Source organism: Arthrobacter sp. PGP41 (genome assembly GCF_002953935.1).
Taxonomy (GTDB): domain Bacteria; phylum Actinomycetota; class Actinomycetes; order Actinomycetales; family Micrococcaceae; genus Arthrobacter.
In genome coordinates this window covers 2,578,876-2,601,600 of the sequence record NZ_CP026514.1, presented here as the reverse complement: position 1 = coordinate 2,601,600, position 22,725 = coordinate 2,578,876, and the positions used below count along the sequence as shown (strand labels likewise).

Annotated in this window: 21 protein-coding genes, 2 tRNA genes and 1 other RNA gene; 14 read left to right on the top strand and 10 right to left on the bottom strand. The window is 66.3% G+C overall.

Annotated features, from left to right (window positions below; all coding sequences use genetic code 11):
* Nucleotides 1-9: 9 nt before the first annotated feature.
* Nucleotides 10-774, bottom strand: coding sequence for a YaaA family protein (locus C3B78_RS11845; protein WP_104998255.1), 765 nt, complete (start codon nt 772-774; stop codon nt 10-12).
* A 56-nt stretch (nt 775-830) separates the two neighbouring features.
* Here C3B78_RS11845 and rnpB point away from each other — a divergent pair.
* The 5 genes from rnpB (at nt 831) to C3B78_RS11820 (ending at nt 4,755) form a co-directional block, all read left to right on the top strand.
* An RNA gene (gene rnpB, locus C3B78_RS11840) (RNase P RNA component class A) lies at nt 831-1,222 on the top strand.
* A gap of 45 nt (nt 1,223-1,267) precedes the next feature.
* Entirely contained in the window at nt 1,268-1,810 is a 543-nt protein-coding gene (locus tag C3B78_RS11835) for a TspO/MBR family protein (RefSeq protein ID WP_104998254.1), read from the top strand.
* Between the two features lie 258 nt (nt 1,811-2,068).
* A complete protein-coding gene (locus C3B78_RS11830; RefSeq protein WP_104998253.1) occupies nt 2,069-3,547 on the top strand; it encodes a glyceraldehyde-3-phosphate dehydrogenase in 1,479 nt (492 codons plus the stop codon).
* Nucleotides 3,548-3,622: 75 nt separating this feature from the next.
* On the top strand, nt 3,623-3,832 hold the full coding sequence (locus tag C3B78_RS11825; protein WP_104998252.1) for a hypothetical protein: 210 nt from the start codon (nt 3,623-3,625) through the stop codon (nt 3,830-3,832).
* A 125-nt stretch (nt 3,833-3,957) separates the two neighbouring features.
* Nucleotides 3,958-4,755, top strand: a complete 798-nt coding sequence (locus C3B78_RS11820; RefSeq protein WP_104998251.1) for an HNH endonuclease family protein — start codon at nt 3,958-3,960, stop codon at nt 4,753-4,755.
* A gap of 10 nt (nt 4,756-4,765) precedes the next feature.
* On the opposite strand, the gene def is transcribed toward C3B78_RS11820, so the two are convergent.
* The 3 genes from def to orn form a co-directional block, all read right to left on the bottom strand.
* Complete coding sequence (gene def, locus C3B78_RS11815; protein ID WP_158677243.1) at nt 4,766-5,338, bottom strand: peptide deformylase; 573 nt, start codon at nt 5,336-5,338, stop codon at nt 4,766-4,768.
* A 127-nt stretch (nt 5,339-5,465) separates the two neighbouring features.
* A tRNA-His gene (locus tag C3B78_RS11810) sits at nt 5,466-5,538 on the bottom strand.
* Between the two features lie 128 nt (nt 5,539-5,666).
* Nucleotides 5,667-6,296, bottom strand: coding sequence for an oligoribonuclease (orn, locus tag C3B78_RS11805; protein ID WP_104998249.1), 630 nt, complete (start codon nt 6,294-6,296; stop codon nt 5,667-5,669).
* Nucleotides 6,297-6,447: 151 nt separating this feature from the next.
* Here orn and mptB point away from each other — a divergent pair, with 151 nt between their 5' ends.
* Nucleotides 6,448-8,004, top strand: a complete 1,557-nt coding sequence (gene mptB / locus C3B78_RS11800) for a polyprenol phosphomannose-dependent alpha 1,6 mannosyltransferase MptB (protein WP_199775241.1) — start codon at nt 6,448-6,450, stop codon at nt 8,002-8,004.
* Nucleotides 8,005-8,133: 129 nt separating this feature from the next.
* On the opposite strand, the gene C3B78_RS11795 is transcribed toward mptB, so the two are convergent.
* Nucleotides 8,134-8,847, bottom strand: coding sequence for a DNA alkylation repair protein (locus tag C3B78_RS11795; RefSeq protein ID WP_104998247.1), 714 nt, complete (start codon nt 8,845-8,847; stop codon nt 8,134-8,136).
* 102 nt (nt 8,848-8,949) lie between these two features.
* On the opposite strand from C3B78_RS11795, the gene C3B78_RS11790 reads away from it, so the two are divergent.
* Nucleotides 8,950-9,852, top strand: coding sequence for an aldose 1-epimerase family protein (locus tag C3B78_RS11790; protein ID WP_104998246.1), 903 nt, complete (start codon nt 8,950-8,952; stop codon nt 9,850-9,852).
* Nucleotides 9,853-9,854: 2 nt separating this feature from the next.
* On the opposite strand, the gene C3B78_RS11785 is transcribed toward C3B78_RS11790, so the two are convergent.
* Both C3B78_RS11785 and C3B78_RS11780 read right to left on the bottom strand, forming a co-directional pair.
* Nucleotides 9,855-10,625 (bottom strand): alpha/beta hydrolase, encoded by a 771-nt coding sequence (locus tag C3B78_RS11785; RefSeq protein ID WP_442778242.1) that lies wholly within the window; start codon nt 10,623-10,625, stop codon nt 9,855-9,857.
* A gap of 5 nt (nt 10,626-10,630) precedes the next feature.
* On the bottom strand, nt 10,631-11,722 hold the full coding sequence (locus C3B78_RS11780; protein ID WP_104998244.1) for a LacI family DNA-binding transcriptional regulator: 1,092 nt from the start codon (nt 11,720-11,722) through the stop codon (nt 10,631-10,633).
* Nucleotides 11,723-11,911: 189 nt separating this feature from the next.
* Here C3B78_RS11780 and C3B78_RS11775 point away from each other — a divergent pair, with 189 nt between their 5' ends.
* From C3B78_RS11775 to C3B78_RS11765, 3 genes are read left to right on the top strand one after another with little or no spacing between them, the layout of a single operon-like run.
* Entirely contained in the window at nt 11,912-13,081 is a 1,170-nt protein-coding gene (locus C3B78_RS11775; protein WP_104998243.1) for a Gfo/Idh/MocA family protein, read from the top strand.
* Nucleotides 13,081-14,295 carry a dihydrodipicolinate synthase family protein gene (locus C3B78_RS11770; protein WP_104998242.1) on the top strand — a complete coding sequence of 405 codons (1,215 nt, stop codon included), beginning with the start codon at nt 13,081-13,083 and terminating at the stop codon, nt 14,293-14,295. The genes C3B78_RS11775 and C3B78_RS11770 overlap by 1 nt, the downstream gene beginning before the upstream one ends.
* The gene (locus C3B78_RS11765; RefSeq protein WP_104998241.1) at nt 14,292-15,149 is read left to right on the top strand and encodes a sugar phosphate isomerase/epimerase family protein; all 858 of its coding nucleotides are present in this window, start codon (nt 14,292-14,294) and stop codon (nt 15,147-15,149) included. The genes C3B78_RS11770 and C3B78_RS11765 overlap by 4 nt, the downstream gene beginning before the upstream one ends.
* 132 nt (nt 15,150-15,281) lie before the next feature.
* On the opposite strand, the gene xylB is transcribed toward C3B78_RS11765, so the two are convergent.
* Together xylB and xylA are read right to left on the bottom strand one after the other, a co-directional pair.
* Nucleotides 15,282-16,700, bottom strand: a complete 1,419-nt coding sequence (gene xylB, locus C3B78_RS11760) for a xylulokinase (RefSeq protein ID WP_104998240.1) — start codon at nt 16,698-16,700, stop codon at nt 15,282-15,284.
* Between the two features lie 3 nt (nt 16,701-16,703).
* Nucleotides 16,704-17,891, bottom strand: a complete 1,188-nt coding sequence (xylA, locus tag C3B78_RS11755; RefSeq protein ID WP_104998239.1) for a xylose isomerase — start codon at nt 17,889-17,891, stop codon at nt 16,704-16,706.
* A gap of 139 nt (nt 17,892-18,030) precedes the next feature.
* On the opposite strand from xylA, the gene C3B78_RS11750 reads away from it, so the two are divergent.
* Nucleotides 18,031-19,257: an ROK family protein gene (locus C3B78_RS11750; RefSeq protein WP_104998238.1), complete on the top strand. Its 1,227-nt coding sequence runs from the start codon at nt 18,031-18,033 to the stop codon at nt 19,255-19,257.
* 91 nt (nt 19,258-19,348) lie between these two features.
* Here the strand turns inward: C3B78_RS11750 and C3B78_RS11745 are convergent.
* A tRNA-Arg gene (locus tag C3B78_RS11745) sits at nt 19,349-19,421 on the bottom strand.
* Nucleotides 19,422-19,635: 214 nt separating this feature from the next.
* On the opposite strand from C3B78_RS11745, the gene C3B78_RS11740 reads away from it, so the two are divergent.
* The 3 genes from C3B78_RS11740 to ettA all read left to right on the top strand — a co-directional run bounded on the left by C3B78_RS11740 (nt 19,636) and on the right by ettA (nt 22,667).
* A complete protein-coding gene (locus C3B78_RS11740) occupies nt 19,636-20,196 on the top strand; it encodes a single-stranded DNA-binding protein (protein WP_104998237.1) in 561 nt (186 codons plus the stop codon).
* Nucleotides 20,197-20,326: 130 nt separating this feature from the next.
* On the top strand, nt 20,327-20,932 hold the full coding sequence (locus C3B78_RS11735; RefSeq protein WP_104999756.1) for a DUF6993 domain-containing protein: 606 nt from the start codon (nt 20,327-20,329) through the stop codon (nt 20,930-20,932).
* A gap of 52 nt (nt 20,933-20,984) precedes the next feature.
* Complete coding sequence (gene ettA, locus C3B78_RS11730; protein WP_104998236.1) at nt 20,985-22,667, top strand: energy-dependent translational throttle protein EttA; 1,683 nt, start codon at nt 20,985-20,987, stop codon at nt 22,665-22,667.
* Nucleotides 22,668-22,725: the final 58 nt, after the last annotated feature.

Here is a 22,725-nt window from a genome sequence, read left to right as displayed (position 1 = left end):
CGGGCGAGGTCAGCCCGGCAGGATGATGTTCAGCGCGTGGGGTTTCCGCGGGGAACCTTCCACGAGCTCTGCGTCCCACACTTCCCGGGCGGCCTTTGCGAGGTCCGACGGCGTCGCTGGAGCCTTGCCCCGCCGGGCCAGCAGGTGCCGTGCCAGTTCGCCGCGGGTGTGCTTGGCGAAATGGCTGACCACTTTCCGCACGCCTTGCACCTCGGTGAACACGTTGACCGTCACGGTCTGCGCCGGCGGCGGCGCCCACGCCGCGGCGTAGGTGCTGGACCGGCAGTCAACCAGCAGCTGCCCCCCGGTGAGCGGCGCCAGCGCACTGGACAGGTGCGGCTTCCAGAACGAGGCAAGGCGGCCGACGTCGGGCAGTGCCGTCCCCATCGACAGCCGGTATGCGGGCACGGCGTCGCCGAAGCGGATGGCGCCCCAGAGGGCGGAGATCACCAGCACCGACCCGTCTGCCTTGCGCCGCTGCGCAGGGGTGAGCGTCGTGTAGCCCAGCGCGTCGTACAGCACGCCGGAATAGATCTGGTGGGCAGGAGCCGCCGGTTCAGCGTGGAGCCTGGTGTTGCGGTCGACGTCGTCCTTCAGCGAGGCCCCGACCCCCAGCAACGCGAGGGCGTCCTCGTGCGCGCTCACCGTCCCCAGCGCGTCGAGGACCTTGGCGCGGCAGGAATTCAGGTCCGGGAAGCTAAGGGAAGGCCAGTCGACGGCGGAACCACGGACCGCAGGTGTCTTGCCTTCGGAAGGGGGGAGCAGAATCAGCACCGTCCGATCCTACCGGCGCAGGGAAAGCGGCGCCGCGCCGGTAGACTGGACATGGATGGGTTGACCAGGCGGCCGCGCGTCACGCAAGTGGCTCGAGGAACGTCCGGGCTCCGCAGGGCAGGGTGGTGGGTAACGCCCACTCGGGGTAACCCGCAGGCCAGTGCCACAGAGAACAGACCGCCTGGGTCGCGCCGGTTTGAAAGCGGCACGAACCAGGTAAGGGTGAAACGGTGGTGTAAGAGACCACCAGCTTCCCGGGTGACCGGGAAGGCTAGGTAAACCCCACCCGGAGCAAGGCCAGACAGGACACGTTTGAGGGCTGCCCGCCCGAGTGTCCGGGTAGGCCGCTGGAGGGCGCCGGCAACGGCGCTCGTAGATGGATGGCCGCTACTCCCGCACCGGCAACGGGGCGGGAGCACAGAACCCGGCGTATCGGTCAACCCATCCACCCATTCCGGTTTGACCTTGAGAGTTGTGTTGGGGATCCTGAACCGTGCCTGCAAATACTGACCCGCCCTCCGGATATGGAGCCGCCCAACCGCGAGGTTCCGCCCGTGGACGTCAGGCCGTTGCCCTGGCCGGGTTCCTTGCGCTCTCCGCTGCCGCCTGGGCCCTGGCCTCGGTCCCCATTATCCTGAATTCCGGCGGCTGGTTCGCGGGGTCGGTCAAGGCTCCCTGGATGCCGCCGGGGTGGATGTTCAGGAGCATGTGGACGCTGCTCTACGTCGGGGTTGCGGTTGCCGCCTGGCTCGTCTGGCGCAAAGGCGAGCTGAGGGGAGGCGCCCTGGCCGGGTACCTTCTCCAGCTGGTGCTCAACGCCGCGTGGCCGCTGGCCTTCTTCGGGCTTTTCCCGGTGTTTGGAGCAGCCGCACTCTGGGCTGCTTTCCTGGTGATTGCCGGACTGGCGGCCTCACTTGCCTACCTCGTCGTGCGGTTCGGTCCGGTGAGCCCGGCTGCCGGCCTCCTGCTGCTGCCCTATTTTTCGTGGGTGGTATTCTCGGCCAGCCTCAATCTCTATTCGGCCATCCACAACTGAGGTCCCGGACGCAAGGCCCCTTCCCTGTGAGTGATTTCACGTGGTTCCGGCCTGTTCGGGGAGACCGGCCAACTTAGAATGGAGACCGGACGCAGGAGTTCTTCCGCCCGGGTTGTGTTCGCAGCCGGCGGTTTTTCTTTGCACGCGATCCAGGCGCCTGGGGGCCGACCCCTGCAGGCGCGGGTGCCCCTGCACAGCATGTGGTGGCCGACATCCGTGTACGAGGACGTACACGGCTGAACCGAGGAAGGTATTTCTGTGAGCCAGACGTCAGATTCTTGTCTTGATACGTGGATGGGCCGGGAGGCCCTCGCCGAGGCCATGATTCCGGTGATCGGCCGGCTGTACCGCGAAAACAACGTGGTCACCAGCATCCATGGCCGGAGTTTGATCAACAAGTCCACCATGAACATCCTCAAGGCGCACCGTTTTGCGCGCCGGATGAGCAAGGACGAGCTGCTCCTGGAGGAGACCGCGCCGCTGCTGAACACCCTTGCCGGACTGGAGCTCGGTGCTGCTGCGATCGACATCGCCCGGCTGAACCAGAAGTTCAAGGAGGAGGGCAGCGGCGCCACGCTGGAAGAATTCCTCCGCGCGGAACTTGCCGACGTTGTGGGCAAGCGTGGCGGCGATGACCGCACCAGCACCGACGTGGTGCTCTACGGCTTTGGCCGGATCGGCCGGCTCCTTGCCCGCCTCCTCATCGAAAAGGCCGGTGGCGGCCACGGCCTCCGCCTGCGCGCCATCGTGGTCCGCAAGGGCGCCGACAACGATCTTTCGAAGCGCGCCAGCCTCCTGCGCCGCGACTCCGTCCACGGGTCCTTCGAAGGGACCATCAGGATCGACGAGGAAGCCAACACCATCACGGCCAACGGCGTGCAGGTCCAGGTCATCTACTCGGACAACCCCGCCACCATCGACTACACCGCCTTCGGCATCAACAATGCCCTCGTGGTGGACAACACCGGCCGCTGGCGTGACCGGGAAGGACTGTCCCAGCACCTGCAGAGCAAGGGCGTGGCACGGGTTCTCCTGACAGCCCCGGGCAAGGGCGACCTGAAGAACATCGTCCACGGCATCAACCACGGCACCATCGAGGACACTGACCAGATCGTGTCCGCCGCGTCCTGCACCACCAACGCCATCACGCCGGTCCTGAAGGCCATCAACGACAAGTTCGGCGTCGTGCACGGCCATGTGGAGACCGTGCACTCCTTCACCAACGACCAGAACCTGATCGACAACTTCCACAAGGGTGACCGACGCGGCCGCTCGGCGGCCCTGAACATGGTGATCACGGAGACCGGTGCCGCGAAGGCCGTGGCCAAGGCCCTTCCCGAACTCCTGGGCAAGCTGACGGGCAGCTCCATCCGGGTCCCCACCCCGGATGTTTCCCTCGCCATCCTGAACCTGAGCCTGGAAAACGGGACCACCAAGGACGAGATCAACAACTACCTCCGCGAGATGTCCCTGCACTCGGACATGCGCAAGCAGATCGACTACATCGACTCACCCGAAGTTGTCTCCACTGACTTCGTCGGTTCCCGCCGCGCAGGCATCGTGGACGGCCTGGCCACTGTGTCCACGGATAAAAACGTTGTCCTCTACGTCTGGTATGACAACGAGTTCGGCTACAGCTGCCAGGTGGTCCGTGTGATGGAGGAAATGGCAGGGGTAAACCCGCCATCCTTCCCCGCAAAGGAATCGGCGGCGGCCCTCGCAGCGATCGCTGTTTAGGCCCCGGCCGCCGGTCCCGCGATTTCCCGGCTGATTCCGCTGGAATCGGCCGGGAAACGGGACCACACTGGTGGCATGGACAAAGATTCGACACTTCAGCACGAAACAACCCTTGAGCACGCCCTCGACGTCGCCAAAGCCAACCATAAAGAGGCTGTCCGGCTGCTTGAGGGCGCCCGCGCCGCTTACAAAACGGGCGACGTCGGCGAGGACCGGGTGCGCCAGCTGGAAGGACTGCTGGCAATCGCCGAGGAGGACCTGCGGAGGGTGATGCGGGAGCAGTAACCCCCGCGCGAACACTTCCACCAAAGCTGCCCACCTGCCCTCCACACTGTGGAAAACACCGGGGAGACCCAGGGGGTGTTCTAGGCTCTTCTGGTGCATGATGTCGGCGGAGGCGGCGGATCCCCATGACTGTGAGCTGGTCCGCCTACCGCCGTGCCCGCCGTCGCTCACGGCAGGCCTGGGGCGTCCTGGCAGCGGCTGCCGTCGTTGCACTGGCGGCACTGTCCTGGTTCTTTACTGCCGGCCAGTTTGCGTTGACGGAGCCCGCCGCTTCCGGCCCCACCGAAGCTCCGGTGTTCGACCCCGACTGGATGAAGCCTGTTGTGCCGGTGCATCCCGTGCCCTCCGGTACTGCCATCACCGCGCTGGAACGGCTTTCCGTCAAGGGCCGGGCCGCGAAGGACAACTATGACCGCGAAGCGTTCGGCCAGGCGTGGCTTGACGTGGACCGGAACGGGTGCGACACCCGCAACGACATGCTCAGGCGTGACCTTACCGCAGTGGTGTTCGTGGAAGGCTCCAGGTGCCGGGTGGCAGCGGGCTCCTTCCGCGAGCCCTATACCGGGCAGCCCGTGGACTTCCGGCGGGGCTCCGAAAGCAGCCGGGCAGTCCAAATAGACCACGTCGTGGCCTTGGGTGACGCTTGGCAGAAGGGTGCCCAGGGACTGACAGCCAAGCAGCGCCAGAGCCTGGCCAACGATCCGCTGAACCTCATCGCGGCTGACGGCCCGGCAAACGAGCAGAAGGGTGCCGGCGATGCCGCAACCTGGCTTCCCAGGAACAAGTCCTTCCGCTGCCACTACGTGGCCCGCCAAATATCGGTCAAGGCAGCCTACGGACTATGGGTCACCGAGGCGGAAAAGGACGCCATGAAGCGCGTGCTGGGGTCCTGCCCGGACCAGCCCACCATTGCGGCGAAATGACCCGGTTGTCCTAGTGTCCGAACGGATCCGGGTCGACGCCCGGCATCCAGGTCAGTCCGGGAACGCCCCAGCCGCTCTTCTTGGCCTGCCTCATGGCTTTGCGTGCATAGCGGTCAATCAGCCGGTTGACGTACAGTTTTCCGTCCAAGTGGTCATATTCGTGCTGGATGACCCTGGCAAACCAGCCGGTGGCTTCGAACCTGACCGGCTGTCCAAAGCCGTCAAACCCTTCAACACGCGCCCACTCGGCGCGCTTCAGGGGATACTGCCCGCCGGGGAAGGACAGGCAGCCCTCTTCTTCCTCGTCCGGGTCCGGTACCGCGCCGGAAACCTTTGACAGGGTCAGTACCGGGTTGACCAGCACGCCGGTAGGCGGAGCGCCGTCGTCGTTGGCGTACTTGTAGACAAAGATCCTCTTGCCCACGCCTATCTGCGGCGCCGCGAGGCCCACGCCGTTGGCGGCGTCATTCGTTTCAAACATGTCCGCTATCAACGTCCGCAGCTCGTCGTCGAACACTTCCACTTCGGAAGCCCGGCGGTGCAGTACGGGTTCTCCCCAGATGGTGATTGGCAGAACGGTCATCTTCAGCGGTCCTTCAGCGGTGTCTCGTGCCAGGGGCAAGTGTGCAAAACGGTGAAAAAAGAAGAAGGCCGCACCGGATATCCGGTGCGGCCTCCTTCTTGGACGGCTGCACATACCGTCCCGTGAGGGTGAGCTACGGGGGTTGAACCCGCGACCTCCTGGACCACAACCAGGCGCTCTGCCAACTGAGCTAAGCCCACCATGTGCCTGCAGATTTACCGGCGTACCGGCCCTCTGGAAAGGCAACTCATATAGCTTACCTGCTCTTCAGGGGTGCTTCGTCCACTTTTGGGGTTTTCGCGGAAAATTCCGTCGAAGGTGGCGCAGATTACCCTCCCTGCTGCCCCGCATTCCCGGCGGATGTGATGCGGCGGGCAATCTGAAGGGCGGTGGCACTGTCCGGTCCCGGTGCAGGCACGAAAACGGCCTCCCGGTAATAACGGAGCTCGTCGATGGAGTCCTTGATGTCCCCCAGCGCACGGTGTCCGCCCTTTTTGGCCGGCGACTGGAAGTATGCCCTCGCGAACCAGCGGCGCGAGAGTTCCTTGATGGTGCTGACGTCGATCACCCGGTAGTGCAGGTGTTCAACCACTGCGGGCATGTCCCGGGACAGGAACACACGGTCGGTCCCCACGGAATTGCCGCCCAGCGGCGCCTTGCGGGGGTCCGGCACCCATTTTGAGATGTATTCCATGACGGCGGCTTCCGCCTCGGCCATCGTCTTGCCGTGCGGCAGTTCCTTCAGGAGTCCCGATTTGGTGTGCATGTCGCGGACGAAATCGTTCATCTGGGCCACCGCTGCATCATCCGGCTTAATGACCACGTCGACGCCGTCGCCGAGGATGTTCAGCTCGGAGTCGGTGACCAGGGCGGCCACCTCGATCAGGGCGTCGTTCTTAATGTCCAGGCCGGTCATTTCGCAGTCGATCCAGACGATGCGTTCGTTAGATATAGGCACCGGACAAGCCTACCGTTACCCCTCCAGGGCACCGGCCGATGCTAGGATTTCGAAGACGCGGCGGGTCATCCCGCTCCCGTGAGGATGCGCCACGGCCGGCCGTTGGCCCGCCGGGCAGAATCGCAGACGAGATAGATTGGACGATCCTGAAATGACGGCGCCTGTGCCCGCGGCGGGGGAGATGGCGCCCGCCGCCACTGTCGCAGCGGGCGGCGCGGAAGTGGATAATCCCCGGTCCCCGCTGCTTGCCGGCTTCGTGGGCTCCATGTTCATGCTCATCGGATCCTTGGGCGTTGGCTGGCTGGCCCCCGTCTCGGAACTCCGCCGGATGCCGCTGTTCATTTGGATGCGTGCCGAAGCGGTTGGCGTTGCCCTCTCGATTGTCCTGCTGGCCATAGGAGGGATGCTCCTGGTCCGCGCCTGGCTCAGGCTGGGGCAGCGGGTCAGGGTGTGGGGCGAGCAGGCCCGTAAAGCTACCCTGATGGCGGTTGTGGCGTGGGGCCTGCCCATGATGTTCAGCGTGCCGCTCTTCAGCCGTGACGTCTACGCCTACATCGGGCAGGGACGGCTGATGGTTGAAGGATTCAACCCCTACGAGAACGGCATCTCGGCCCTGTCCAACTACTTCCAGCTGGGCGCGGACAAAATGTGGACGGAAGCCCCCGTTCCCTACGGCCAGCTGTTCCTGTGGATTGAACAGTTCGTTGTGTGGTCCACGAATGTCCAGCCAGAGGCAAGCGTGATGCTGTTCCGGCTGGTGGCCATGGCCGGAGTCATCCTCTGCGTGATCTATGTTCCGCGGCTCGCCGAGCTGCACGGCGTCAATCCGCACCGGGCCCTGTGGCTCACCGCGGCGAACCCGCTGTTCCTGACGAACTTCATCGCCAGCGTCCACAATGACGCACTGATGATCGGCCTGGCGCTGGCCGGACTGTACTACTCCGCGACGCACCGGGTGGTCCGCGGCATTGTGCTGGTAACACTTTCCATTGCGGTGAAGCCCATCACCATCGTCTTCCTGCCCTTCATCGGGCTCCTCTGGGCGGGCAAGGACGCAGGCTGGCTCCGCAAGTTCGCGTTCTGGGGCCTGACTGCTGGATTGAGCCTCGGAATCCTGGCCTTGATGAGCCTGGTGAATGGTTTCGGCTTCGGCTGGGTCAATGGGCTCTCTGCCCCCGGAAGCATCTCCATCTGGTATGCGCCCGTGGGGCTCATCGGAATGGTGGTTGCCTCCTTGGCCAATGCGTTTGGACTCGACGGGCCCACCTTGGCCGGCTTTGTGTATAACGTGGGCAAGCTTGTTGCCGTGGGTATTGTCGCCTGGCAGATCTTCCGCGGGGACTATGACCGTCTGATGCGCCGCCTCACACTCGCTCTTGCTGCGATTGTCCTCCTGGCTCCGATCATCCAAGCCTGGTACGTCGTATGGCTGATACCGCTCTTTGCCGTCACCGGGATCAGGAATGACTGGCAGGTCAAGGCGCTCTACTTCGTTGTCTCTTTCTTCATGATCTATGCCATTTCGGACCAGCTGGAAGTCTTCCCGTACCTCCAGACCGAGGACCTCGGCTTTGCACTGGCGCTGGCCCGGGTGGCCGCGGCGGTGACCGGCCTGCTCTTTGGCCTGTACCTGGTTTTCTGGGACCCCCGCACCCGCCGGCTGTTCCGCAAGACGCACGAGGTCGTCGTCGAACGCCCCGTCATCTAGGTAGCGCTGTGCGTCGGTTTGGCGGTTCAAAACGGCACGTGGCGCTTTCTTTCCGGGGTTAGGGGATGCGCTGCCCGTACGGTCGAAGCATCCCGGACTTCCCTGACTCCAGGATGCCTGCCACCGCCGTTATACGTCGGACGCGGCGGCAGGGAGGCGCCGGACAGCCTCCCTCCGGGACAAGGAGCTGAGGGTGGCCGCATGTTCCGCCACGAAGGCGGCCACCCACTCCGGTGCCGTCTTGGAATACTCGCGCAGGGCCCACCCGATCGCTTTCCGGATGAAGAACTCCGGGTCTGCCATGTTTGTTTCCAGGACCTGGGACAGGAGCACGGTGTCAGTGGCGGCCTTCGCCTTAAGCTGCGCGAGGATGGCAGCCCTCCTTATCCAGAAGTCCGGATCGCTGCTCCAACGGACCAGGACTGCTGACATCTCCTCACGGTTGGCTTGCAGCAGGCCGCACAGGCGCATTGCTACCGGGTCCACGAAGTCCCACCACGCGCCGCTGCGAATCATTTCCTCATAAACGGGCAGCATCAGAATGTCACCCGCTGCCAGCGGCGCCCCGGTCAGGTCGATGGCCGCATAGCGTTCCTCGCGGGCCGCAGCGTTCCGCCAGAGCCCAAGGACGGTGGCGCGCAGTTGGCCGGCCGAGGCGAAGGGAGTGCCGGCAACCGCGGCGGCGGCGATACGGCGGACTTCAGGGACGCGCACACCGAGGCAAGGCATGGTGGACTTCATGTAGGCCTGCGCTCCGGCACCCCGTACTGGATCTGCCCGTTCACGCAGTGCGCGGCGGACGGCAGAGAGCACTTCGCTGTTCACCGGGTCCGGTCTGGCCATGGGGCAACTTTATCCAGCGGAGGGCTTTCCCAGTGCCGAGCCGAGATACATGCGCTAGGCTGGTTAGCGCTCACAAGAGTCTCGGCCTCGAAGGGGATTTTCATGCCATCCACGGAACACAGCATTGCAAGTGGCCCCTACACCGCCGTGGTTACAGCCCGCGGAGGCGCCCTTCGGGAACTGCGGCACAACGGCCGGCACCTGGTGGTGGGCTTTGGTCCGGATGGCCCGGTTCCTGACTACCGCGGGGTTGTCTGCGCCCCGTGGCCGAACCGCCTGGCGGACGGCAGGTATACCTACGCCGGAACTGCCTACCGGGCCGCCGTCAACGAGCCTGAGCGCGGTTCGGCGTTGCACGGCCTGGCCACGGAGCAGATGTGGCAGGTGCGGGAGGCGGCTGAGGACCGCGTGGTCCTGGCGTGCACGATCGGCGCGGGCCCGCACTACCCATCGGATCTTGAGGTCTCCGTTTCCTACTCGCTGGATCCCGGTGGGTTGCGGAGTATGGTGAGGACTGTGAATACCGGGTCCGCCAGCGCCCCTTACGGCGTGTGTCCCCACCCCTACCTGGTGGCCGGCCCGGGACGGCTGGACCAATGGACGCTGGAATTGCCGGCGTGCCAATTCCTCGAGGTGACGCCGGACCGGCTGCTCCCCATGGGCATGAAGGGCGTGGAGGAGAACAACTTCGATTTCCGCAGTCCCCGGCCGCTGGGGCCGGTGAAGATTGACCATGCCTTCACAGGGATTTCCCGCGACGCCGCCGGGCTGGCCCGGGTCCGCGTGCAGGATCCCGCGGGAACGGGCGTGGAACTGGAATGGGGCACGGAGTGGCCCTGGGTCCAGGTCCACACTGCCGACAAGCCGGTTGGCCCGGACAGGCTGGGGCTGGCCGTTGAACCCATGACCTGCCCGCCTGACGCCTTCAACTCGGGGACGGACGTCGTGCACCTCAAGCCGGGGGAGTCGCACTCAGCGTCCTGGACCATCCGGGCCCTCGCCTAGTTTTACACCTGGTCCCGCCTGCCGGCCGGTATCCACGGGGAGGTCCAGCCTGCCCGCGCCAGCCAGGCTGCACACAGCCGCGTCCACTGGTCCGGCCCCGGTTCCCCTGCGGCGAGGCCCAGCCCGTGGCGGCCATGGGGAAAGACATGCAGCTCGGCAGGCACGCCCGTGCCCATAAGCGCCCCAGCGTAGCCCAGGCTGTGGCTGACGTGGACGGCGTCGTCGTCCGCGGTGTGCCAGATAAACGCGGGAGGGGTAGCGGCAGTCACCCGCCGTTCTGCGGAGAGTTCCGCAAGGATGTCCGACGACGGCGCGTCGCCGAGGAGGTTGTCCATCGAACCCTGGTGCACCGACGTGGTGTAGGACACCACGGGATAGCACAGGACGGTCAGGTCCGGGACCGCACCGGGAACGTCGAAGCGCTCGCGGCCTGTTGCCACGGCGGTAGAGAGCGTGGCGGCAAGGTGCCCACCGGCCGAAAATCCGAGGACGCCGACCCGCTGCGGATCGACGGCCAAACCATGGGACCCGCCACGGATATGCAGCATGGCTTCCTTGGCGTCCTGCAGCGGGGCTGGATGCCGGTCCGGGGCCACGCGGTATCTCAGCACGAAGGCGTGGATGCCTAGCGCGGCGAGCCATTCGGCCACGGGCTCCGCTTCGTGGTCCGCCTGGCGGCCGTAGCCGCCGCCGGGCAGGACCAGCGCGGCGGGCCTGGCACCTCCGGCGCTGCCCGCTCCGGCACGTGCAGGGACAGCGGTCAGCCCGGACACGATGCTCAGGCCACTGCCTCCGTGCTGCGGCGAAGCGTGACTTCGCCCCTCACGGGCTGTGGATCTTCGTCCTCCTGGCCATCGCTGCTGCCGGAACCGGCGGCCGTCGCCCGGGTAGCAAGCCGGCCGATGTCTTCCAGCGGCAGGCGGACCGTGGAGAGGGCAGGGCGGAAATCCCGCAGCGTCTCGATATCGTCGAATCCGGCAATCCTGGCGTCCCGCGGAACCCGGAGCCCTTCAGCCCGCAGTGCTGCCGAGGCCCCGATGGCCATGACGTCGTTGACGGCGAAGATGCACATCTTCGCCGTGCCAGGACCATCGCCCTCCGGTGTCCGCTCAGCCTTGATCCTGGCAGCCAGCTTGATGCCCGCGTCGTAGCCTCCGGCGCGGTTGAACGAGGTGCGCAGGATCTCCGCAGGGCCCCGGCCGGCCTTGGCCAGGCCTTCCTGGAAGCCGCGGATGCGGTCGTCCGACGTAAAGAGGCCCTCGGGACCTCCGATGATGACGAAATTGCCAACCCAGCCGGCAGCAAGCTCGGCTGCCAGGTCGCCGGCGAGTTCCTGGTTCGGCACGGCAACAACGTGGTACCCCTCAGGGGCGGTGGCACCCACTACCGGATGTCCCACCACGGCCACCCGGCCGCCGTTGCGGCAGTACCGGTCAAGCTCCGCTGCAAGGTCCGCGTTGTCGTCCCGGTCCTCCTCCCTGGACGAGCGGGATCCCGCAATCACGATCGAATCGGCACGCCGTGCGGCGAAGGCGGCCACCGCTTCCCGCTCCTCCGCCGGCGCCCCGCCGGTGGTCGCCAGAAGCACCATCTTGCGCTGTTCCCGGGCCGCTGCCTGGACTCCCCGGGCGATGGCGGCGAAATAGGGGTCCGCGATGTCGTGCACGATCAAGCCGATAAGGCCCGAACTGGACTTTGCCAGCCCCTGGGCCTGGGCGTTGGGAATGTAGCCAAGCGAGTCGGCGGCCTGCCGGACACGGTCCGCAATGTCCTGCCCCGGCTTGCGCGCGGAACCGTTGAGGACCCGGCTGGCGGTGGCGGGAGATACCCCAGCCAGCCGCGCCACCTCGGTAAGGGTACTTGCAGCCACAGCGTCTCCTGGTCGGCTTTGTTGGGTCAATGGGCGTTACCACATTATGGCAGTTTTTAGCCGCGCCGGAAAGCGCTTGCCAACAAGTGTGCCGACGTGCATCATTGACGTAGTGGGAATGCGCTTTCCCAATTCAGCTGCAGTAGAACTACAACTTCAGTAGGACTGCTCACTCACCGTGGAGGACTTATGGGCGTCGAGACAAAAACAATCCGCATTGCCATGAACGGCATTACCGGACGGATGGGGTACCGCCAGCATCTGCTGCGCTCCATCCTTCCCATCCGGGACGCCGGTGGATTCACGCTGGAGGACGGCACCCGCATCCAGGTTGAGCCCATTCTGGTGGGCCGCAACGAAGCGAAGATCCGGGAACTCGCCGAAAAGCACAAGGTCTCCGAGTGGAGCACCGACCTGGACGCCGTCATCAACGACCCCACTGTCGACGTCGTTTTCGATGCGTCCATGACCAGCCTCCGCTCGGCCACCCTGAAGAAGGCCATGCAGGCCGGCAAGCACATCTTCACCGAGAAGCCCACTGCCGAGACACTTGAAGAGGCCATTGACCTGGCCCGGATCGGCAAGGAAGCCGGCGTCACCGCGGGCGTGGTCCACGACAAGCTGTACCTGCCCGGCCTGGTCAAGCTCCGCCGCCTGGTGGACGAGGGCTTCTTCGGCCGCATCCTCTCCATCCGCGGTGAGTTCGGCTACTGGGTCTTCGAAGGTGACATCCAGGCCGCCCAGCGTCCGTCCTGGAATTACCGCAAGGAAGACGGCGGCGGCATGACCACGGACATGTTCTGCCACTGGAACTATGTCCTCGAAGGCATCATCGGCAAGGTCAAGAGCGTCAGCGCCAGGACCGCCACCCACATCCCCACCCGGTGGGACGAGGCAGGCAAGGAGTACAAAGCCACCGCAGACGACGCCTCCTACGGCATTTTCGAGCTGGAAACCCCGGGCGGCGACGAAGTCATCGGCCAGATCAACTCGTCGTGGGCGGTCCGCGTCTATCGCGACGAACTGGTGGAGTTCCAGGTGGACGGCACGCACGGCTCCGCCGTCGCAGGCCTGAACAAGTGCGTCGCGCAGCAGCGCGCGCACACGCCGAAGCCCGTCTGGAACCCGGACCTTCCCGTCACGGAATCCTTCCGTGACCAGTGGCAGGAAGTCCCGGCCAATGCTGACCTGGACAACGGCTTCAAGCTGCAGTGGGAAGAATTCCTCCGCGACGTCGTCGCCGGCCGCGAACACCGCTTCGGTCTCCTGTCCGCCGCCCGCGGTGTCCAGCTCGCCGAGCTCGGCCTGCAGTCCAACGACGAACGCCGCACCCTCGACATCCCGGAGATCACCCTCTAATGACCTCACTCATCCTGCCCTCACACGACGGCGGCACCCGGGAATACCGCCTCCAGGGCGGCACGTCCTGGGCCCGGCCCACCGCGCCGCTCATCGCCCGCCGCGCCTATGCCGCAGCGCATGTGATCCCCGAAGTCCTGGCCGACAACACTCCCGGCGCGCCCGCCCGGCTCGACTGGGACGCCACCATGGCCTACCGCCACGAGCTGTGGTCCTACGGCCTGGGTGTGGCCGACGCCATGGACACCGCCCAGCGCGGCATGGGCCTTGACTGGGCGGCCACCCAGCAGCTCATCAAGCGCACCGGCGTCGAGGCAGCCTCGGTGGTTTCGGCCGGCAACGCGGCAACGGCCGGCAAATCGGTGCGGGACCTCGTTTCCTGCGGTGCCGGCACCGACCAGCTGGACAGCGCCTCCCTGCCAACCGGGGAGGCCGGCATCAAGGCCGTCCTTGAGGCCTACCGCGAGCAGATCGCCGTGGTCAGTGAAGCCGGGCCGAAGGTGATCCTCATGGCCTCCCGCGCCCTGGCCAAGGTTGCCCGCGGTCCCGAGGACTACCTGAAGGTCTACTCCACCCTGCTGCAGGAAGTGGACCAGCCCGTCATCCTCCACTGGCTTGGCACCATGTTCGATCCCGCCCTCGCCGGCTACTGGGGTTCGGACGATGTCGCAACGGCAACCGAAACCTTCCTTGGCCTCATCAAGGACAACGCGGCCAAGGTGGACGGCGTCAAGGTCTCACTGCTCGACGCCAGCCACGAGGTTGCCCTGCGGGCGGCCCTGCCCGACGGCGTCCGCCTCTACACCGGCGACGACTTCAACTACCCCGAGCTGATCGACGGCGACGGCAGCCACCATTCGGACGCCCTGCTGGGCATCTTCGCGGCGATCTACCCCGCCGCCTCGGTGGCGCTGCAGAACTACGACGCCGGCAACGCCGCGAAGGCGCGCGAAATCCTCGACTCCACGCGGGAACTGGGCAAGCACATCTTCAGCGCCCCCACGTTCTACTACAAGACCGGGATCGCGTTTATGTCCTGGCTCAACGGCAGGCAGCCCGGCTTCCAGATGGTGGGGGGCCTCCACTCGGGCCGCTCGGTATGCCACCTGGCAAGGACCTTCGAACTGGCGGACAAGGCGGGCCTGCTGCGGGACCCGGCACTGGCAGCTTTCCGGATGTCCGACTACCTGCGCATCAACGGGGTGGGCGTATGACCAGCACATCGGGAACGGCAGACTTCGCGCGCCTTTCCCTCAACAGCGCCACCACCAAGAAGTGGACCCTGGCCCAGGTGATTGACGGCTGCGTCAACGCCGGTATCCCCGCCATCGGTCCCTGGCGGGACCGCGTGGAGGAGGCAGGCCTGGATAAGGCGGCACGCCTCATCAAGGATGCCGGGCTCCGCGTCTCATCCCTGTGCCGGGGCGGGTTCCTTACCGCACCCGATGCCGAAGGGCAGGCCGCAGCCCTGGCTGACAACCGCGCCGCCATCCTGGAAGCCGTTGCGCTCGGCACCCGGGAACTGTTCCTGGTGGTCGGCGGGCTGGCCCCGGGGGAGAAGGACGTGGTGGCTGCGCGCCGGCGCGTGGCGGACCGTCTCGCCGACCTGGTCCCCTTCGCCGAGGAGAACGGCGTCCGGCTGGTGCTGGAGCCGCTGCACCCGATGTACGCCGCCGACCGTGCCCTGATCTCCACCCTGGGGCAGGCCCTGGACCTCGCGGCGCCCTTCGCCGCCTCAGCGGTGGGCGTCGCCGTCGACACTTTCCACGTCTGGTGGGATCCGGAACTGAAGGCGCAGATCGAGCGCGCCGGCCGGGAGGGACGCATTGCGTCCTACCAGGTGTGCGACTTCAACATGCCCATTGCAGCCGATCCACTGCTGTCCCGCGGGTACATGGGTGACGGCGTGGTGGACTTCGCCGCCATCGGAACCTGGGTGCGCGATGCCGGGTACACCGGTGACATCGAAGTGGAAATCTTCAATCAGGACATCTGGGACACGGACGGCAACGCCGTCCTGGCCACGGTGAAGGAGCGCTACGCGGAGCTTGTCCTCCCGTACGCCTGACCTGATCCAGACCGCGGGCTCCTGCCACGTTCCCAACACAACTGGCAGGAGCCTGCGCCCCACCCTAAAAGGGGACCCGGAACGCGCCGTGAATTCGCCACAGTGCGGTCCGGGTCCTTTTCTTGTGGAATGTCAGGCGTACGTCGAGGCGCAGCGGCGGTAGCGTGCCAGCACGCCGGCGTCGTCCTGCCCTGCAGGGAGGTCGACGGCGTCCAGCACCCACTGCGGAAATTCCCCGGTGAGTGCCGCGGCGGCCTGGCGGGCGGCGCCGTCGGCCACGTACTCACCCGGGCGCGGCACGGTGATGCTGATTCCCAGCAGCTGCGCCGCCGCTTCCTGGACTGCCGGGGACTGCGCTCCGCCGCCCACCAGGATGATGCGCCGCGCCTCCACGCCCTGTTCCTGCAGGGCGGCCAGCCCGTCCGCCAGGGAGCACACAACGCCTTCGACGGCGGCCCGCGCCAGGTTCACCGGCGTGTAGTTCCCGCGGGTGATGCCGTGCAGCGAACCGGTGGCGTCGGGCAGGTTCGGCGTGCGCTCGCCGTCGAAATAGGGAACGAGGGTGAGGCCCCCGGCGCCTGGTTCGGCGGTCAGCGCCAGCTCGTTGAACTCCGCAAGGCTGACGTCCAGCAGGGCTGCAGTGGCGTTAAAAACGCGGGTGGCGTTCAGGGTGCACACCAGCGGCAGGTAGTTCCCGGAAGCATCGGCGAACCCTGCCACCAGCCCGGACGGATCGGCGGCGGGAGTATCTGACACGGCAAAGACCGTTCCCGAGGTGCCCAGCGACATCACCACATCACCCACGCCGGCGCCCACCCCCAGTGCCGCCGCCGCGTTGTCCCCGGCGCCGGCGGCCAGGAGGGCGCCGTCCGGAGTCTTGCCGGCGACCTCCAGCGGGCCCATGACTCCGGGCAGCAGCGGAACGTGCCCCAGCGAGGACTCCAGGAGCCCTGGCAGGTACTCGCCCGTCGCCGTCGAGTAGTAGCCCGTGCCGGAGGCGTCGGAACGGTCAGTGGCGAGGGCCTCGAGGTTTCCCGGACCGCTGCCCGGCCCATGGCCCGTCAGCCGCCAGGTCAGCCAGTCATGGGGCAGGCAGACTGCCGCAACTTTGGCCGCGTTCTCCGGCTCGTTGGCGGCGAGCCAGTGCAGTTTGGTCAGGGTCAGCGAAGCGACCGGGACGGTGCCGGTTGCACGGGCCCAGTAGCGGGCGCCGGCGGCGGTGTCGCCGTCACCGGCGGTGCTGATCAGGTCCAGTGCCGCGCCGGCACTGCGGGTGTCATTCCACAGCAGCGCCGGCCGGACAACCTGGCCCTCGCTGTCCAGGCAGACCATGCCGTGCTGCTGCCCTCCCACCGAGACGGCTGCCACATCCTCCAGGCCGCCGGCCTGGTGCAGTGCGTCCTGGAGGGCGGCCCACCAGTGGTCCGGGTGGATCTCGGTCCCGTCCGGGTGGCCTGCCCTGCCCTGCCGGACCAATGCTCCCGTGTCCGAATCGCGAATCACCACTTTGCAGGACTGGGTGGAGCTGTCGATCCCTGCTACGAGTGCCATGGTTTAGCGGGCGCCCAGGAGGTGTTCGATGGCGAGCTGGTTGAGGCGGACGAATGCGAAGGAGCGTTCGCCGGCCTTGTCGGCGTCGAAGTCCTCGAAGGCGGTGGTGTCTGCGAGCAGGTCCGCGGTGGTTTCGCCGGCGGCGAGGGTGGACTCGCCGAGTTCGAAGACGCCTGAGGTGCGGAGGGCTTCCTGGACCTCGGGGTCTGCGCGGAACGCGAGGGCGCGTTCCTTGAGGAGCAGGTAGGTGGCCATGTTGGCTTTGGCCGAGTCCCAGACGCCGTCGTAGCCGTCGGTGCGGGAGGGCTTGTAGTCGAAGTGGCGGGGTCCCTCGTAGCGGGGGCCGCCGCCGGGGAAGCCGTTTTCGAGCAGGTCAACGGTGAAGAACGCGCTGGTGAGGTCGCCGTGGCCGAAGACGAGGTCCTGGTCGTACTTGATGCCGCGCTGGCCGTTGAGGTCGATGTGGAAGAGCTTGCCGGCCCACAGGGCCTGGGCGATGCCGTGGGTGAAGTTGAGGCCGGCCATCTGCTCGTGCCCGGTTTCGGGGTTGAGGCCCACGATGTCGCCGTGCTCGAGCTGGGCGATGAACGCCAGGCCGTGCCCGACGGTGGGCAGGAAGATGTCGCCGCGGGGTTCGTTGGGCTTGGGCTCCAGGGCGATGCGCAGGTTGTAGCCCTTGTCCTTGATGTAGGCCGCGGCGGTGTCCACGCCTTCCTTCATCCGGTCCAGGGCGGCCGAGAGGTCCTTCGAGCCGTCGTATTCGCTGCCCTCGCGCCCGCCCCACATGACGAACGTTTCGGCGCCGAACTCGGCGGCGGAATCGATGTTGCGCAGCACCTTGGACAGGGCGAAGCGGCGGATCGAGCGGTCGTTGGAGGTGAAGCCGCCGTCCTTGAACACCGGGTGGCTGAACAGGTTGGTGGTCACCATCGGGACCTTCAGGCCGGTCTCGGCCAGGGCTGCCTTGAAGTTCTTCAGGATCAGGTCCCGCTCCGACGCGCTGGCGTCGAAGGGCACCAGGTCGTTGTCGTGGAACGTGATGCCGTAGGCGCCAAGCTCACTGAGCCGGTGGACCGCCTCCACCGGGTCCAAGGCGGCCCGGGTGGCGACACCGAACGGGTCGGCGCCCGTCCAGCCCACGGTCCAAAGACCGAAGGTGAACTTGTCAGCGGGGGAGGGGGAGATAGCCATGTTGCGTCCTTGCACTCGGATGTCGCCGGTTACGGCATGATTAGTTTATCGCTTGAACTATATAAGAGTGTTTACGCTAAGGTCAATAGCCAAAGGGTCCGTGAGGGACGGGTCCGCTTCCACTCCGAGGAGAACGGCCATGGCCAGTACCGCAGCTGCCACTGCACCCGACGCAGCCAGCCCGGGAAACATGGCCCATGTGCGGCGGAATAACCTCGCCCTGGTCCTTGCCCGGGTGGCGCAGGCGCCGGCCGGCATACATCTGACCCGGGCACAGGTTGCCGCAGCCACCGGGCTGACCAAAGCCTCTGTTTCGAGCATCGTCCTGGACCTTTTGGGAGCCGGACTGCTGCGGGAGGTCGGCCTGAGCCGGCAGGGGGAGCGGGGCCGGCCGGGGGTCGGGCTGGAACTGAATCCGGCCCGGGGTGTCATGGGCATGGAAATCAACGTCGACTACATTGCTGCCGGAGTGACAGACCTTTCGGGAAGCCTGGTGGTGCAGGAAATCCGGGAACGGGACAACCGCGACAGCGCCAGCGCTCCCGTGCTGTCCGCACTCGCCGCGCTCGCTGCCGACGTGCGGAAAGCGGCCGCGGCGTCGGGTGTTGAGGTCCTGGGCGGAGGACTCGCCGTACCGGGCCTCGTTGACGCCGGCAGTTCAACCGTGACCGCCGCCCCGAACCTGGGCTGGCTGGACACAAAGCTGGACATGGAGCGGCTGCTTCCCGACGTGCCGTTGGGTGTCTCCCTCTTCAACGAGGCCAATGCTGCCGCGCTCGCGGAACTGGCCCACGGCCCCCACGGAAGGCGGAACTTCCTGTTCGTCTCCGGCGAGGTGGGCGTCGGCGGAGGCCTGGTGATCAATTCGGAGCTTTTCACCGGGCCGCAAGGCAATGCCGGGGAGGTGGGCCACATCGTGGTCCAACCGGAGGGGGTCCTCTGTTCCTGCGGCGGAACGGGGTGTCTGGAGACGATAGCCGGGCAGGACGCAATATTTTCTGCTGCCGGCATCACAGCGAAGGGGTGGTCACGGTCTGAAAGCATGTCCCGCCTGCTGGGCGCGCTCGGCGCCGGGGAGCCCGCTGCCCTGCTCGCCGTCCAACAGGCGGGGAGGGCGTTGGGCGTGGCGGTGGCGTCGACGTCCCGCGTGGTGGACATCAGGGCCGTGGTGCTTGGTGGACACTTCGCCGTGCTTGACCAGTGGCTCCGCGCGCCTCTCCTGGAAAGCCTTGCCAAGTACGCGCCGGGGGCGGTTGCTCCCGGTCGGGTCACCACCTCCGAGGTAGGGGATGCGGGGGCCTTGCTGGGCGCTGCCGGCAGCGTGGTCCGTTCCCTGGTGGACGCGCCGCACCGGCTGCATTCCTGAAACCGTGCCGGCGCCCGGGGGCCCCGTCAGCTGTCGCTGCTGCTAAAAAGCAAAACGCCCCGGTCCGTGAACCGGGGCGTTTGCCCATGGGTGCCCCAGGAGGGAATCGAACCCCCGACCGGCGGATTAGAAGGCCGCTGCTCTATCCCCTGAGCTACTGAGGCATTTGATTCCGGACCTGAAGTCCGGCGCCTCAAAAAGTTTACATTGCCCGAAGTCCCGGCGTAGTCACTGAACTGAGGCCCTTACTAATCCTCCACAGGCAGTGTGCTGCCGCGGGTTATGCACATAGGGCAACCCCGGCCTCCCCGGGGGCCGGCGCCGGCGCCATGCTGGTCTTGCCTGCTAGGGCACCACCATTGACGACAGGACGTGAAGATGAGCGACACAATCACCATTCGGGGCTTCGTTGCCACCGAGATCAAAAGCGCCACAACCCCAGGGGGAGTTGCCACAGCCTCTTTCCGTATCGGTTCCACCTCGCGCCGGTTCAACAAGGAATCCGGCACCTGGACAGACGGCCACACGAACTGGTTCCTGGTCCAGGGCTATCGCCACCTCGCGGGAAGCATGGGCTGCAGCATCAGGAAAGGCCAGCCGGTCATCGTGGTTGGCAAGCTGAAAATCCGCAGTTGGGAAAGGGACGGCAGGGTCTACTACTCACACACCATTGACGCCGACGCCGTGGGTCACGACCTGACGTGGGGTACGGCCAACTTCATCCGGTCCTCCACAAAACCGCTTCTCTCGCTCGTGGAGGAAGTGCCTCCCCTCGACGCCGGGCAGCGGGGCGGTACGGAGGGAACGTTCGACGAGCCGGAGGACGGCGATGACGATCTCGACGGTGGCGATCCTGCCGCGGCGTTCATTGAGGACAGCAACGGCGACCTCGTGTCACTGGATCTGGAGACGGGGGAACTCGCCGAATCCGGAGTCTAGTATTTCCCTATCAGCGTCCCCCTCAACGGTTCCCACGGTTCCTTGGCGGGCAGTGGCGCGGCACCCCCCGGGCCGTGCACTGCCCGCCCAGGTTGCGGAGCCGGACCAGGCCGCGTGGCAGAATGACACCATGCGGCATACCCCTGACCACCGGCAGAGCCCCACAGCCGGTGCCTCACCGGACAGCCCCCCAGCCAGCATTCCCGGAGCGGGGGCTCCCGGAGTTGCCCCGCCCAGCGCCGCGCGCCGGTTGTGGGCGGCCGTAGCTGCCACAGCGCTGGCGGCAGGTTTATCGGCCTGCGTCAGCGGAACATTGTCGGCTGCACCATCCCCTGCAGCCTCCGCCGGCCCCGCAGCAACAGAAGCGCGGTCTGCAGCACCAGAGACGAATGCCGCCGGACCGCTGGCGGATACATCCGGGACGGCATCGGCCGCGGCAGCGGCGGCTGCCACTGAAAGAACCAAAAAGACCGTGACGGAGGCGCTGGGCAGGTTGGCTGCGGGATCGCCAAAACCCGCTACCGCACAGGTCTCGGAAGCCCTCACGGGCGCGGGAATCGCACCCGCGGCATTGGAGGTTTCACAGAGCCGCACCCCCACCGGCCTTGAAGCGGATGCCATCGAGGCGGCAGTGCTCCAGGGCGGTGACTGCGTGATCGGCCAGGTCCGCGACGGCGCAGTGACAGTGACGGTGTTGCCCGTGCTGGCCAGCGGAAAGTGCTTTGTAGGCTCGTAAGCCCGGTGCGCGGAATGTGAGATATGCCTGCCCACCCACTAGATTTGGAACCATGGCGGAATTTATCTACACAATGACCAAGGCCCGCAAAGCCGTTGGCGAAAAACTCATTCTTGATGACGTAAGCATGTCCTTCTTCCCCGGCGCCAAGATCGGTGTTGTGGGCCCGAACGGTGCCGGTAAGTCCACCATCCTCAAGATCATGGCCGGACTGGATACTCCCTCCAACGGTGAGGCCCGGTTAAGCCCCGGCTACACCGTGGGCATCCTGCTCCAGGAGCCCCCGCTCAACGAGGAAAAGACCGTCCTGGGCAACGTCCAGGAAGGTGTGGGCGAGATCTACGGAAAAATCCAGCGGTTCAACGAGATTTCCGAAGAAATGGCCAGCCCCGATGCTGACTACGACACCCTCCTCGAGGAAATGGGCCACCTGCAGGAAGCCATCGATGCCGCGGACGCCTGGGACCTGGACTCCCAGCTGGAGCAGGCCATGGACGCCCTCCGCTGCCCGCCCGCGGACGCCGACGTCACCAACCTCTCCGGTGGTGAGCGCCGCCGCGTAGCCCTGTGCAAACTCCTGCTGCAGAAGCCGGACCTGCTGCTCCTGGACGAGCCCACCAACCACCTGGACGCCGAAAGCGTGCTGTGGCTCGAACAGCACCTGTCCAGCTATGCGGGCGCCGTCCTCGCCGTAACCCACGACCGGTACTTCCTGGACCACGTCGCGGAATGGATCGCCGAAGTGGACCGCGGCCACCTGTACCCCTATGAGGGCAACTACTCCACTTACCTGGAGAAGAAGCGCGCCCGCCTGGAGATCCAGGGCAAGAAGGACGCCAAGCAGGCCAAGCGCCTCAGCGAGGAACTCGAGTGGGTCCGTTCCAACGCCAAGGGCCGCCAGACCAAGTCCAAGGCCCGCCTGGCCCGCTACGAGGAGATGGCCGCAGAGGCGGACCGCACCCGCAAGCTGGACTTCGAAGAGATCCAGATCCCGCCGGGACCCCGCCTGGGCGGCCTGGTGCTGGAAGCGAAGGACCTCCAGAAGGGCTTCGAGGACCGCACCCTCATCGACGGCCTGTCCTTCAGCCTTCCCCGCAACGGCATCGTCGGCGTCATCGGCCCCAACGGCGTCGGCAAGACCACGCTGTTCAAGACCATCGTGGGGCTGGAACCGCTCGACGGCGGTGACCTGAAAATCGGCGACTCCGTCAAGATCTCCTACGCGGACCAGAGCCGCGGCGGCATCGACCCCAACAAGACCCTGTGGGAAGTTGTCTCTGACGGCCTGGACTTCATCCAGGTGGGCCACGTCGAAATGCCGTCCCGCGCCTACGTGGCTGCCTTCGGCTTCAAGGGCCCGGACCAGCAGAAGAAGGCCGGTGTGCTTTCCGGCGGTGAGCGCAACCGGCTGAACCTGGCGCTGACCCTCAAGCAGGGCGGCAACCTGCTGCTCCTCGATGAGCCCACCAACGACCTCGACGTCGAAACCCTCAGCAGCCTGGAAAACGCACTGCTTGAGTTCCCGGGCTGCGCCGTGGTCGTCTCCCACGACCGCTGGTTCCTGGACCGGGTGGCCACGCACATCCTGGCCTACGAAGGCGACGAGGAAAACCCCTCCAAGTGGTACTGGTTCGAGGGCAACTTCGAATCTTACGAGGAGAACAAGGTGGAGCGCCTCGGCCCGGATGCCGCCAAGCCGCACCGCGTCACGCACCGCCGCCTCACCCGCGACTAAACGCGTAACGCCCCAGGGCAAACCACACCAGAGGCCGGCACCCATCAAGGGTGCCGGC

Coding starts and splice junctions, on each gene's coding strand:
- C3B78_RS11825 (WP_104998252.1), top strand. CDS start 3,623: ATGGACAAAGATTCGACACTTCAGCACGAAACAACCCTTGAGCACGCC.
- C3B78_RS11820 (WP_104998251.1), top strand. CDS start 3,958: ATGACTGTGAGCTGGTCCGCCTACCGCCGTGCCCGCCGTCGCTCACGG.
- def (WP_158677243.1), bottom strand. CDS start 5,338: ATGACCGTTCTGCCAATCACCATCTGGGGAGAACCCGTACTGCACCGC.
- mptB (WP_199775241.1), top strand. CDS start 6,448: ATGACGGCGCCTGTGCCCGCGGCGGGGGAGATGGCGCCCGCCGCCACT.
- C3B78_RS11795 (WP_104998247.1), bottom strand. CDS start 8,847: ATGGCCAGACCGGACCCGGTGAACAGCGAAGTGCTCTCTGCCGTCCGC.
- C3B78_RS11790 (WP_104998246.1), top strand. CDS start 8,950: ATGCCATCCACGGAACACAGCATTGCAAGTGGCCCCTACACCGCCGTG.
- C3B78_RS11775 (WP_104998243.1), top strand. CDS start 11,912: ATGGGCGTCGAGACAAAAACAATCCGCATTGCCATGAACGGCATTACC.
- C3B78_RS11770 (WP_104998242.1), top strand. CDS start 13,081: ATGACCTCACTCATCCTGCCCTCACACGACGGCGGCACCCGGGAATAC.
- C3B78_RS11765 (WP_104998241.1), top strand. CDS start 14,292: ATGACCAGCACATCGGGAACGGCAGACTTCGCGCGCCTTTCCCTCAAC.
- xylB (WP_104998240.1), bottom strand. CDS start 16,700: ATGGCACTCGTAGCAGGGATCGACAGCTCCACCCAGTCCTGCAAAGTG.
- xylA (WP_104998239.1), bottom strand. CDS start 17,891: ATGGCTATCTCCCCCTCCCCCGCTGACAAGTTCACCTTCGGTCTTTGG.
- C3B78_RS11750 (WP_104998238.1), top strand. CDS start 18,031: ATGGCCAGTACCGCAGCTGCCACTGCACCCGACGCAGCCAGCCCGGGA.
- C3B78_RS11740 (WP_104998237.1), top strand. CDS start 19,636: ATGAGCGACACAATCACCATTCGGGGCTTCGTTGCCACCGAGATCAAA.
- C3B78_RS11735 (WP_104999756.1), top strand. CDS start 20,327: ATGCGGCATACCCCTGACCACCGGCAGAGCCCCACAGCCGGTGCCTCA.
- ettA (WP_104998236.1), top strand. CDS start 20,985: ATGGCGGAATTTATCTACACAATGACCAAGGCCCGCAAAGCCGTTGGC.